The sequence below is a fragment of the Nostoc foliaceum FACHB-393 genome, from assembly GCF_014698505.1.
Classification (GTDB): Bacteria; Cyanobacteriota; Cyanobacteriia; order Cyanobacteriales; family Nostocaceae; genus Nostoc; species Nostoc foliaceum_A.
This window is the reverse complement of sequence record NZ_JACJTD010000112.1, coordinates 1-12,082: the sequence shown is the minus strand read 5'-3', so window position 1 is coordinate 12,082 and position 12,082 is coordinate 1. Positions and strand designations below refer to the sequence as shown.

Annotated in this window: 10 protein-coding genes; 5 read left to right on the top strand and 5 right to left on the bottom strand. The window is 41.9% G+C overall.

The window, feature by feature from the left end; all coding sequences use genetic code 11:
* Nucleotides 1-232: 232 nt before the first annotated feature.
* From H6G92_RS36550 to H6G92_RS36540, 3 genes are all read left to right on the top strand, one after another.
* The gene (locus tag H6G92_RS36550) at nt 233-1,153 is read left to right on the top strand and encodes a bestrophin family protein (protein ID WP_190901489.1); all 921 of its coding nucleotides are present in this window, start codon (nt 233-235) and stop codon (nt 1,151-1,153) included.
* Nucleotides 1,154-1,271: 118 nt separating this feature from the next.
* The gene (locus tag H6G92_RS36545) at nt 1,272-2,108 is read left to right on the top strand and encodes an alpha/beta fold hydrolase (protein ID WP_190901487.1); all 837 of its coding nucleotides are present in this window, start codon (nt 1,272-1,274) and stop codon (nt 2,106-2,108) included.
* 161 nt (nt 2,109-2,269) lie between these two features.
* Entirely contained in the window at nt 2,270-3,997 is a 1,728-nt protein-coding gene (locus tag H6G92_RS36540) for a serine/threonine-protein kinase (RefSeq protein ID WP_190901485.1), read from the top strand.
* A gap of 18 nt (nt 3,998-4,015) precedes the next feature.
* Here the strand turns inward: H6G92_RS36540 and H6G92_RS36535 are convergent, their stop codons facing one another.
* The 5 genes from H6G92_RS36535 to H6G92_RS36515 all read right to left on the bottom strand — a co-directional run bounded on the left by H6G92_RS36535 (nt 4,016) and on the right by H6G92_RS36515 (nt 9,231).
* Nucleotides 4,016-4,804, bottom strand: a complete 789-nt coding sequence (locus tag H6G92_RS36535) for an ABC transporter permease (RefSeq protein ID WP_190901483.1) — start codon at nt 4,802-4,804, stop codon at nt 4,016-4,018.
* A gap of 72 nt (nt 4,805-4,876) precedes the next feature.
* Nucleotides 4,877-5,857, bottom strand: a complete 981-nt coding sequence (locus tag H6G92_RS36530; RefSeq protein ID WP_190901481.1) for an ABC transporter ATP-binding protein — start codon at nt 5,855-5,857, stop codon at nt 4,877-4,879.
* Between the two features lie 259 nt (nt 5,858-6,116).
* Entirely contained in the window at nt 6,117-7,760 is a 1,644-nt protein-coding gene (locus H6G92_RS36525; protein ID WP_190901479.1) for an ABC1 kinase family protein, read from the bottom strand.
* A gap of 31 nt (nt 7,761-7,791) precedes the next feature.
* Entirely contained in the window at nt 7,792-8,088 is a 297-nt protein-coding gene (gene yidD, locus H6G92_RS36520; RefSeq protein ID WP_190901476.1) for a membrane protein insertion efficiency factor YidD, read from the bottom strand.
* 78 nt (nt 8,089-8,166) lie between these two features.
* Complete coding sequence (locus H6G92_RS36515) at nt 8,167-9,231, bottom strand: mannose-1-phosphate guanylyltransferase (protein ID WP_190901474.1); 1,065 nt, start codon at nt 9,229-9,231, stop codon at nt 8,167-8,169.
* Between the two features lie 115 nt (nt 9,232-9,346).
* Between H6G92_RS36515 and H6G92_RS36510 the strand changes: the two genes are divergently transcribed.
* Together H6G92_RS36510 and H6G92_RS36505 are read left to right on the top strand one after the other, a co-directional pair.
* The gene (locus H6G92_RS36510; RefSeq protein WP_190901472.1) at nt 9,347-10,861 is read left to right on the top strand and encodes an LCP family protein; all 1,515 of its coding nucleotides are present in this window, start codon (nt 9,347-9,349) and stop codon (nt 10,859-10,861) included.
* A 133-nt stretch (nt 10,862-10,994) separates the two neighbouring features.
* Nucleotides 10,995-11,501: a pentapeptide repeat-containing protein gene (locus tag H6G92_RS36505; protein WP_190901470.1), complete on the top strand. Its 507-nt coding sequence runs from the start codon at nt 10,995-10,997 to the stop codon at nt 11,499-11,501.
* Nucleotides 11,502-12,082: the final 581 nt, after the last annotated feature.

The window sequence follows — 12,082 nt, the reverse complement described above, 5'->3', positions numbered from 1 at the left end:
TCGGCAGTAGGGGTTCAAGGATTTCCCACTCTTCGTCTGTTAGGCTGCTAGAGTACGGCATGACTGCTGGATACGGCTTTTGCGGTAACTGTACTTCAAGATAGTAAAAGATGTCAAATGGATTCTATATCACAATATCCTCTTTGCAAATTGTGCTATTTCTATAGTTATTATTTTTAAAGTATCGATATTTTATCTATCGGTTCAGTAAATATTCTCTTAGGGTGACTGTATGAAAGCCGAAAAACTCACATGGCTACGCACAACATTACAACTTAAAGGTTCGGTGATAAAAGCGGTTTATAAACATATTTTATGGTGCGGAGCTTTCGGATTTTTGATTTCTATACTTTACCATTTTGATTTGCCTGTATCCCAACCTATTTTAGGAAGCGTTATTCCTAGTATTGTTTTAGGTTTGTTACTTGTATTTCGCACAAATACGGCTTATGAGAGATTTTGGGAAGGGAGAAAATGCTGGGGATCTCTAGTAAATAACATCCGAAATCTGGCACGGCAAATTTGGGTATCAATTGATGAAATCTCTCCAGAAGATAAAGATCATAAAATTACAGCATTAAATTTGTTGGTAGCTTTTGCTGTGACAACTAAATTACATTTGCGGGCAGAAGCAGTCAATAGCGAGTTAGAAGATTTAATGCCATCTAGTAAGTATATAAAACTGAAGATTATGAATAATCCCCCCATAGAGGTCGCCTTTTGGATAGGAGATTATTTACAGGAGCAGTACCATCGTAATTGCCTTAATAGCTACCAGTTAACATCTATGCAAGAATTATTGAATAATCTTGTGGATAATTTAGGTGCTTGCGAACGCATTTTAAAAACACCTATGCCATTAGCTTATGCTATTCATCTTAAGCAATTATTGCTGCTATATTGTTTCCTGCTACCCTTTCAAATAGTGCAGACTCTGGGTTGGTGGACAGGTTTAATTTCTGCTTTAGTTGGTTTTACAGTATTTGGCATTGAAGCCATCGGTTTGGAGATAGAAAACCCCTTTGGTTATGACCCTAACGACTTACCTTTAGATACGATTTGCGACACAATGAAACGCAATATTGACGATTTAATTACTCTGACTCCAAATGCGCGATCGCATCCAGGTAATTTGACTTATGAGAAAAGTTGAGATTGGGAAGAATTTACAAGGGTTCGTTATAGCTGTCAAGTCCCATCTCCCCGCGTCCATCTTCTTTCGCAGTACTATATAAACGCGAAACTATCTCTTCATTGGTGGATGTGCAATCATGCCTGTACGTCAAACTTTATCAAAGCCTGATATCCAACTTTCTTATTTAGAGTGGAACCAAGGGCAAGAACCTTTACTGCTGTTACACGGCTTAGGCGACCATGCTCTAGTGTGGTCTAGTTTAGGAGATTACTTAGCAGCAGACTACCACATAGTTGCACCAGATATGCGCGGACATGGGCAAAGTAGTAAGCCTGAGAGAGATTATAGCTTTGAGAGTGCGATCGCAGACCTCGAAGCACTAATGGATCATCTCGGATGGACTTTTGCCCATATTGTCAGCCACTCATGGACAGGCAAATTAGCCGCCATCTGGGCAAGGCAAAACCCAAAGCGTTTGCGGAGTATAATTCTGGTTGATCCAATTTTCATCTGGAAAATGCCCAGTCTTCTCAGGGTAACTTTTCCCATGTTGTATCGCTTCTTGCCTTTTCTCAAAAGTATGGGTCCCTTTGCCACTCATGAAGAAGCCGAACAACAAGCACGGCAGTTAAAGCAATATCAAGGATGGAGTTCCTTACAGCAGCAAGTCTTTCAAGCAGGAATAGAACAAAAACCCGATGGTAGTTGGGGCAGCAAATTTACCATAGCCGCCCGTGACGGCATTTTTGAGGCAGTAATGCAAGTGCCTGGTTTTACAATCCCCCTTGACACCCCTGCCATCTTCGTCCAGCCAGAACAAGGATTGAACCGCCAAGATTGGCAAATTAAACCCTACAAAACTTATCTTAAAAACTTACGCATCTGCCAAGTTCCCGGCAATCATTGGCCGTTTTTGACACAACCAGAGGCATTTAACCAAACTGTAGCAGCTTTATTGGCAGAACACAGATAGAAAATCTCATAATTATTGGACGGGATTATCATACGGCAACAGAAGAATTAATAGGAGCGATGTCTAGCAACAAACAGCTACGCGTCTGCATTCCTCTTAAATCAGTTATGAGTTACTGATAACTCATAACTGATAACTGTTAATGTACGGATAAGCCAGTTATGAGCCTTTGTATCAATCCCGTTTGCCCTAAACCAAACCATCCAAATAATCATCAAAACCGCTTTTGTCAAAGTTGTGGTTCCCATTTGGAATTGCTAGGGCGTTATCGGGTGATGTGCCTATTGAGTGACAAAACAGGGTTTAGTAAAGTTTATGAAGCATACGAACAAGATACCCCTAAAATCCTCAAGATACTCAAAGAGGATTTATCAAGCGATGCCAAAGCAGTAGAACTATTTCAGCAAGAAGTAACTGTATTGAGACAACTCAAGCATCCCGGCATTCCCAAAGAGGATAGTTACTTCCAGTATCAAACCCGAAATGGTTTAGTGTTGCATTGCATTGCAATGGAAAAAATCGATGGGTACAACTTAGAAGAGTGGCTAAAGCAGCAACAGCAGAATTATCCTATTTCACAGGAACAAGCTTTAGCCTGGTTAAAACAATTGGTAGAAATTTTGGATTTAGTGCATGGTCAACAGTATCTGCATCGAGATATTAAGCCATCTAATATTATGATTCGATCCCCCCTTGGGAAGGGTTGGGGGGATTTAGTACTGATTGATTTTGGCACCGCCACAGAAATTGACAGAACCTACCCAGACAAACTCAACAACAGCGACGGGATGACAGCACTTATGTCATCTGGTTATAGCGCTCCAGAACAAATGAATGCTCAAGCAGTACCGCAATCAGATTTCTTTGCCTTGGGACGCACTTTTGTATTTTTACTCACGGGATACCATCCTTTAGATATGTATGATGTCCAGCAAAATTTGTTGCACTGGCAAAATCATGCCATCCATATCTCACCCTTACTATTGAATTTAATTGATTGGCTCACAGCACCGGATATAGAAAAGCGTCCTGCAAATACTCAGGAGATTTTACAACGCCTAGAAGAAATTGAAACCCAACTAACAGAAACTACTGCTGAAAACATTACTTTATTAGATGATTGTAAAATTGAGCAATTGCCAGCACTAATTACTAAAACTTCATTATCTCCACAGAAACAGACCGAAGAAGTACCACTACTAGCATTTTTTGTAGCCCTGCTAGTCATATTAGGATTACTTAGTATAGTGGCATTAGCAACGCGGACATCAAAATTTTCTGTCAGGCAAAATTACGGACAATCTCCACAAAAAAAAGGTAATATTGATTATTTTCCTTATCAAGAAGGTAGGGATAGTCAGGGAAAGGTAGCCGAATTTAATATAGCTGTTTTATCACTAGAATACAAATGGCTTTTAGGTAGCAATTTTCAAATTAAATATAATGATGAAATTATTAGTCTAGACCTTTTAAAGTTGAACTTAGAGCAGGAAGGTATACAGAAGGTAATGGAAGATCCTAGTGAGATTATTTCTGTAGGCACAGTTTCTTGTAAAGGTAATAGAGCAGTTCAACAGCGAATGTCTTTAGAACGTTCCAAACAAGTACAATTTTTAGTGAAAAATTTATTTATTAATACACCAAGCGTCAAAGGCTATCGTATATTAAATTTGGGACAATTTCAACGGAGTGATTGTCAGGTAAATCAGGATTTAACTAAATATCAGAGAAATATTATAATCATTGGTGTTAAAAAACAATCAGCAAGTGTAATTATTGATGAGGCGTTACGGGATAGGTTAGAAAAGAAGCCTTTTGCTGATTTTAAGTTAGAAGATTATTCTTTAGGAACGGCAGAAAACTTTAAGACGATACCAAGTAATTTATAAAATCTCTAGCATTGTTAATCATGCTCCCATGCCAGAATACCTCTTCAAACCCGCACGCCACAGCAAACGATTCGCACCCAAAAACACTAATATCCATCCCACCATTGACCCAAATCCTCGCCCTATATCCACGGGTAGCCCTACCAAAAGACTCGCAGGAAAATCAATCAAATAGGGAAAAGGCGTAAACATCACTATTTTCTGCACAGGTTCTGGAAAGACCTCTAAAGGTGCTATCAAACCAGATAAAAATAGATAAAATAACAACCAAAAATTTTCTAAAGCGCTAGCCCGTTCTGTCCAAAAGGCGAACATGGCAAAGGTGTACTGAATCGTAAACCGCAAAGCAAAAGCTAGCACCGCCGCCAATGTAAACAGCAAAAACCTACTCAAACTTGGTAACCAAAAAGCCTGGGGATAAAGAATAAAAAATAAAGCCACTAATAGAAAAGCAAACGTTAGTCGAGCAAATCTTTCAGAAATATGACTTGCAACATGATGCCATACTGGGTCGAGTGGTTGTAGCAACTTGGGCGAAAGCCTGCCTTCTACTACCTCTCTTTCAAAGTCCCAAATTACCCAAGCAACTGTTAATTGTCTAACGATGAAAACTGTGATAAAGTAACGAGCAAAATCCACAGGTGATAATCCAAACTGTCCTCCTTGTGCCGCCTGTATCCAGATACCCATGAGGATAACCGGCAAAGAGCCAGCCAAAACCCATAATATTAGTTCTGCCCGATACTCAACCATATAGGCGTAGTATACTGACAGCAAAGTTAAGGCTTTTCTGATTATCTGCTTCATTTATTCACTTCCCGCTACAAAAATTATCCAGAATTCTCCACTCTTGTACAGACGCGATTAATCGCGTCTATACTACACGACACCCGCCTGAAAAACTCGTCCAATCACTTCTTCCACAGGCGGTTCGGTAACTGTTAAATCAATTACCTCTAAATCCGTCAAAATCTGAGAAACGGTGCGGGTGAGCGCCTCTCTTGAGACCATAAAATGCACCGATCGCCCTTCTAAGTGTTGCACATCACCATAGGTCATAAGTTTTTCTATCGGTAGAGGTTGGGCTAACTCTATATGAACTTCCCGGTAAGGGGCAAAACGTTCTAATAGTCCATCCAAACTACCGTCATACATCAGCCTTCCTTGGTGAATCAACAGCACTCGCTGACACAAAGCTGTGATATCAGCCATGTAATGACTCGTCAACAGCACTGTAGCTTGATAACGCTGATTGTAGTCGCGCAAAAAATCGCGCACCGCCACCTGAGCATTTACATCTAGTCCCAGCGTTGGTTCATCTAGGAATAATACGTGAGGACGGTGCAAAAGTGCTGCTAGCAATTCCGCCTTCATTCGTTCACCCAAAGATAGCTTCCGTACTGGTTGGGTAAGTTTGCCTTCTAGGGAAAGCATCTCTGTGAGTTCTCCCACCCGCCGTTGGAACTCTTTATCAGAGATGTTATACACAGCAGCATTAATTCTCAAAGAATCCAGCGCTGGTAAGTCCCAAATTAGTTGCTGCTTTTGCCCCATTACTAAGGTAATTTTTTGCAAAAATGCTTCTTTCCGATGAAACGGAATTTGTCCAGCTACTTGAACTTTACCGCTAGAGGGATGAATCAACCCCGTGAGCATTTTGAGTGTGGTTGTTTTACCAGCACCATTTGGGCCCAAAAACCCCACTACTTCACCAGGGGCAATTTCAAAGGAAACATCCTGAACTGCTTGAATTGTGCGGTAGGTGCGGCGAAAAAAGTGGGTGATTGTACCTTTAATACCCGGACTTTTAACTGCCACTGGATAAGATTTACTTAGCTTTTCAGCAATGATGATTGACATATTTTTTATATTATAGGACTTACGCAAAATCATAAAAAAACGAACCGCCAAGTACGCCAAGTGCGCCAAGTAATAAGAGTTGTAGAGGGTTTTTGCGTAAGTCCTGTATTAGAACCACAGATGTACACGGGTAAACACACATAAATCATTGATGTTTATTGCTATTTTTCTGTGGTTCCAAATACTAAAGTAGGTATTTTTACCAGTGACATATGATGATTTCCTGTGGTGGGCATTACTCAGGCACAACACATAGACTTTAGCGTAAACGTCCCGATCGCAATGTACTAATAATTAACCACAAACCCAATAAACTAGCGACGGCAAAGAGGATGGTGCTTAAAAAAGATAGCTGAGTTGTCTGCGCTCTGGTGGAAATAATGGCTGCACCCATAATCAGCGAACCTACTAATATACTAAAAGACAATCGGTTAGCCGCATCGTCCATAGTGCGCCGCACACCATCTAAACCCCGCAGCGATAGATTCCACTGTAAGGTTTCTGAGGTAACTCGGTCTAATAACAGTTCTATTTGACGGGGAGATTGGAGAGAGAGACTTTTAATATCTAGGGCTGTTCTGAGGAGCGATCGCACTGGATTATCGCCTAGTAACTGCCTACGAAACAAGTCTGTAATTAATGGTTTTACTTCATCAAAAAAGTTAAGCTCAGGGTTGAATGTCCGCGCTACACCCTCTAAATTTGCTAGGGTTTTGGCATACAAACCCATATTGCTAGGTAATCTAATTTTATTGTTGCGGGCAACTTGTAAAACTTCATAAATTATCTGACTGAAGTTTATTTGCGTGAGGCTGACGTTGTGATACTTTCGTAACATGCGATCGTAATCATTTTCTAACCGCGACAAAATTACTGGTTGAGCAGAATCTGATAGCTGCAAAGTTAATTGAGCGCACCTTTGAGCATCTAAATCAACGATCGCTAACAACATCTCTGTTAATATCTGCTGTGTGCGGGGATCAAGTCTTCCCACCATGCCACAGTCTAAGAGGGCAACACGACCATCTTTGAGATAAAACAAGTTCCCTGGATGGGGATCAGCGTGAAAAAAGCCATCAATATATAGTTGCTGAAAAAATACCCGAAATAACAAAGTAGTTATTTCTTTACGCTCTACATCAGGATCTTTACCATTATTGTTGTTCAAATCCGCCGACAGGAACGGCACCCCATCCAGCCATTCCATCACCAGTAATTTTTCTGTGGTCAATTCCCAGTTAATTTCCGCAACCACTATTTGCGTGGGATCAAACCAACGACTTTTAGATAAGTTGCGCCGCAGTTGGTCTGTAAAACCCGCTTCCCGTGTAAAATCTAACTCGGCTTCTAGAGCTTTGGTAAATTCTTCAGCGATGGATTTGATTTCATAGGTTTGCCCAAACTCAGTCCGCGCCACTAAATCAGCAATACCTTGAATTAAAGCAATATCTTGGGCAATTGTAATATCAATTCCCGGACGTTGCACTTTCAGAGCAACTTCTCGACCGTCTGCTAATGTAGCTCGATGTGTCTGAGCAATTGATCCTGCTGCAACTGGGATCGGGTTAATTGTGCTGAAAGTTTCTGCCAGAGAGAGTTTTAGTTGTTTGCGGATGACTACTTCTACCTCTGACCAGGGAACTGGTGGTACTTCGTCTTGTAGAGTTGATAGTTCCTCAATGTAGGCAGCACTCAGTAAATCTGGACGCGTAGAAAGTAGCTGACCGAGTTTTACGTAGACTGGGCCCAAATCTATCAGGATATTTTTTAAAACCGCAGGTGTAGGTAGCTGGGGTTCATCAGCTTTGCCACCAGTGAGTAACCTTCGCATATAGTCCCAGCCATTGCGAAGGAATACTTCAAGAATTTCTCGTTGACGGGGAACAGTTTGGGTGAGGAACATTTTTGTAAAGAACTGCAAAGATGCAGAGGAGTTAAAGAGGTAAACAGCAGGGGATGACAATACAACGGAAGTCGGCTCTAGCTTTACTGCTTGTTAAAGTTTTGCTAGCTGCGGCACAGTCTTGAAATCTTTTTATGGATGATTGTACGGCTTCGTGGAGCTTCTGTTCACTCAGCATCCGTTTGACGTAATTAGAGCAGGAGTCCCCACCGTGTAATAAGCGATGGGAACAACTAAATCCTTTGGACGGAGAAATATATTTTTGATAGGCAGTAATAGAATCGATGGCCATTGTCTTGGCGAGAGGCTGAAAGCTAATAATGTCCATAACTGTCAGATAAAATAACAGACAGTCAAGTTATAATAGGAAAATAGACTTTTTCGCCTCTGCCAAGGGTTTTAATTTTTACAGCAGGTCGATAAATCGGGAATCGCTCTGAAGAATTTTGAGGATCTGCTTAATTTCCTGGGTACGTTCTTTGTTAACAACGAGAGTGACATTGCGATCGCGCACAATCACCACATCCTCTAAACCAATTGTAACAACTACATCTTCTGGATTTGAGGCGTAAATAATCGCGCCCTGCGTGTCCAACCCTACGTGAGTAGCGAGTTCCACATTGGGATTCTCCTCTTTCTTCAGTAAGCGTTCGATCGCATTCCAATCTCCTAAATCATCCCAACCAAAATCAACTGGCAAAACGTATGCTAGAGTTGTCTTTTCCATTAGCGCATAGTCTATACTCTTCTTAGGCAACTGGGGATAGATATCAGGACCATGTTGTTCTAAAGGTTCGATAATTTCTGGAGCATGGGTATGTAGTTCCTTGAGAACAACCCCTGCCCGAAAAACGAACATTCCACTATTCCAGCTAAAGCGTCCCGTAGATAAAAAAGTCTCTGCCGTTTCACGGTCGGGCTTTTCAGTAAAGCGGTTGACGTGATAAGCTGGCAACTCATTAAAGCTACCTATTTTTTCACCTTGTTCAATGTAGCCGTAACCGGTTGATGGAAAAGTAGGCTTGATCCCCAGTGTAACGATCGCTGCTGTGCTTGCTGCCAGTTGCGTAGCCGCGCTTAATGTGTGTGCAAACGCTTCTTCGTCAGCAATCCAGTGGTCAGCAGGGAAAAAGCCAATAACAGCGTCTTCTCCATAGCGCTGTTTGATTTCTAAACTTGTCCAAGCAACGGCTGCGGCAGTGTCTCTTCCTTCGGACTCGATCAGTAAGTTTTCAACTGGTAGATCAGGTAATTGTTGTCTTACCCCTTCAGCTATCTGACTAGAAGTAATCACCCACAAGGAATCCCACCCGCCACCGAGTTCTATCAATCGATCGGCGGTTGCTTGTAATAAACTTCTAGAGCTACCATCAAGACTTAAAAATTGCTTGGGTCTGTCTTTGCGACTTAGGGGCCAAAAACGTTCACCTTTACCACCAGCAAGGATTACGGGGAACAATAAAGTATTCATGTTGTCATACACGCCTACCGAAGAACATTACAAGTTTACAGTGAGCTTTTCCACTGGCAATATTTGTAGCTTGGATTAACATACTTTTAGGGAGTGGTTGAGTGGGGAGATAATTGTGATAAAACAAGTCGAATGGTCGGAAAATCCGGTGACATCTCAACAAGTAGCATTTGAAAATGAGGTGCGATCGCAGCAACTTCAACGAACGGAAAATCAAGTAACACCTGCACCAGTAGCCGACTCAGAGGAGGAGGAGGTCGAACTAAACCCGCCAGCGAATCCCAACCGTAGCGTCGTCGAATCTGTGGGTGCGATTCCCAATCAGCTTTACGAGAGACTGGGCTTAACCATGCCTCGATGGCTATTGTGGATCATGACAGTTGTCATCGGCATTACCTTATCTGGGTTGCTGGTATCAACCTTAGCCCTTTGGACTCCGTTGTGGAGCAATTTAGATCGAACAGATGAAGATTTAGGAACTGCTAAAGACGAGGTAAAAATACCACTACCAGGGGAGTTATGGAGCAAACTTTCCCAGTACCAGCTTTCACGACCGATGAATATTTTAATTATGGGGATTGAACCAGTCAGCGGTACTGTTGATGGTTCTCCAGAAAGCTTTGCTGGGAAAAGCGACACCATGCTGCTAGTACGGCTCAACCCTAGTGAAAAATCTGTACGGGTGCTTTCCATTCCCAGAGATACGATGATTGCTATCCCCGAAAAGGGAGAAAAGGGATTAACTAAGGTATCTGATGCCAATGCCCAAGGCGGCCCAGTCTTGGCAGCACGGGTAGTTAGCCGTACCTTAAACAACGCCCCAATCCATCGCTACATCCGTATTTCTACCAGCGGCTTACGGCAGTTAGTCGATCAGTTAGGCGGAGTGGAAGTCTTTGTTCCCCAATCAATGGAATATAAAGACTCCAGCAGTCGGCTGTCAATTAATTTAGTCAGTGGCTGGCAAACCCTCAACGGCGAACAAGCAGAACAGTTTGCCCGGTTCCGCGAACCAGGTTTGGGAGATTTGCCGAGGGTGCAGCGTCAGCAAGCACTAACAGCAGCATTGCTGCAACGCTTAAATAGTCCTACCGTCTTACCCAGGTTGCCTCAATTAACTCGCTTGATGCGAAAATACTTTGATACCAACCTGAAGATGGAAGAAATGATGGCGTTGGTGAACTTCGGCCTCAACTTAGATCGGGATAATTTCCAAATGACCGTGTTGCCTGGTACGTTTAGCCGTTTTAGCAAAGACCCGGATAGCTATTGGCTGAACATGACAGGACAACAGAGTCTGTTGAATGATTATGTTGGGGTAAATGTACCTGGTCTGAAACCAGATATGCGTCAGGTTCCTAACCTCAAAATTGCTATTCAAAATGCCTCCAATCAACCTCAGCTAACTGAAAAAGTTATTGCTTATCTGAAACAGAAAGGCTTTACTAATATTTACAAAGTGCCTGATTGGCCAGATACCCAACGTCAAACTCAGATTGTTGTCCAAAAAGGCAACCGACGAGTTGGAGTTGATTTGCAAAAAGTCTTAGGCTTGGGTCAAATAGAAGTGTCGGCGATTGGTGATTTAGAATCTGATCTCACAATTCGGATTGGTAAAGATTGGAAATAGCCAAGAGTCATTAGTCATTAGTCATTAGTCATTGGTTAAATGACAAAGCGCAAAGTCTGAGCGGAGGTTTCCTCCGCTCAGAACTTTGTAAGAGAGGACTAATGACAAAAGACTACTCAGAAATAATAAAGTTATGAAAAAGATTTTATTGCGCTTTTTGGGTTTGATTGCGATTTTGATACTAGCATTTTTGTGGATAATACTGAATCCCAAACCGGCTTTTGCTCAAATCAACACAATCAACTACAACAATATAAATTTAGAAAATCGTGACTTCTCGAATGCTGATTTGGCAGGTGTGACTTTTGTAGCAGCAGAAATGCGGGGGACAAATTTCCAAGGAGCGAATTTAACCAACGCAATTCTCACTAAAGGAGTTTTGTTAAAGGCAAATCTGGAAGGTGCGAACTTGAGCGGCGCTTTAGTCGATCGCGTCACTATGGATGGTGCTAACCTGAAAAATGCCATTTTTATAGAAGCAACTTTGACCCGCAGCCGTTTTTTCGATGCCGAAATTACAGGCGCTGATTTTACCGACGCTTTGATTGATCGTTATCAAGTGTCGTTAATGTGTGAAAGAGCGGATGGCGTAAATCCGGTTACAGGCGTGCCAACGCGAGATAGTTTAGGTTGTAAGTAAAGAATCTCAGCGTTAAGCGTAAAAACAAAGAAATTTTACCAAAAAAATGGAAAATCAAGCTTTTTTATTAGGCTATGTATTATAGCGGTTCTCACTCAGATGCGGTACAACATTATATCGCCAAGTGTAGGGGCACGGCACTGCCGTGCCCCTACGGTAGGGTGTTGACTTTGGGTGTTTTGAGGTGATATTTCTTCATACAGAATATATATCTAAAAATATCCAATGTAAATTGGTGGTTAATGAAAGAATTAAAAAGGAATGGCACTAAGAAAAGCGTAAATCCCTGGTATTCCTGGCTTTTGGGTGTGGGGTGTGGGGTGTAGGGTGTAGGAAATTAAGAAGATGTTGAACTACTTGACGCACTCGCATTCAATTGTCTAGAACACTACACCCAACACCCTACCCCCTACACCCTGCCCTCACTAGGTTTCATCTTTTCTTAGTGCCATTCGAATTAAAAAGTTCGTCGAGCCGATTGATTCGTCTGTTTAAACAAAGTCGAGAGAATTGGAAAGAAACAGCGCTTGAAAGGCAACGAAAGCTGAGAGCGCTTGAAATAAAGATTAGAGATTTATCGC